Source organism: Alcanivorax sp. HI0007, from assembly GCF_001635525.1.
Lineage (GTDB): Bacteria > Pseudomonadota > Gammaproteobacteria > Pseudomonadales > Alcanivoracaceae > Alcanivorax.
The window spans coordinates 1-264 of record NZ_LWEJ01000211.1 but is presented as its reverse complement, the minus strand read 5'-3'; the positions used below and the strand labels follow the sequence as shown (position 1 = coordinate 264).

The 264-nt window shown below is 41.3% G+C and carries 1 pseudogene; it reads right to left on the bottom strand.

Annotation, left to right across the window (positions count from 1 at the left end):
- A pseudogene (locus A3714_RS18240) lies at nt 1-264 on the bottom strand (hypothetical protein); the annotation flags it as partial.

Below are 264 nucleotides of genomic sequence, written 5' to 3'. Positions count from 1 at the left end.
GAGATTTGGTTTTTTATGCTCCGGACCTCTCTTTCGTGATTCTCAATATCGGCTATTGATTGCTGTTTGACACGAGGCCAAACCGTGTAGCTGGAGCCGTTTTCTGTTTTCCTTTCAGTCCAAGAATTACCGCTATCGATATGATTTTGGGCTTTCTTTAATAGTTGTTTTTCTCTCGCTATTTCTGATTCGAGTTCGTTTAACCTTTCCTGCAATGTGATCAGCCTGCTGTCGTTTTTTGCAGCATCGATCATTTCATTTGCT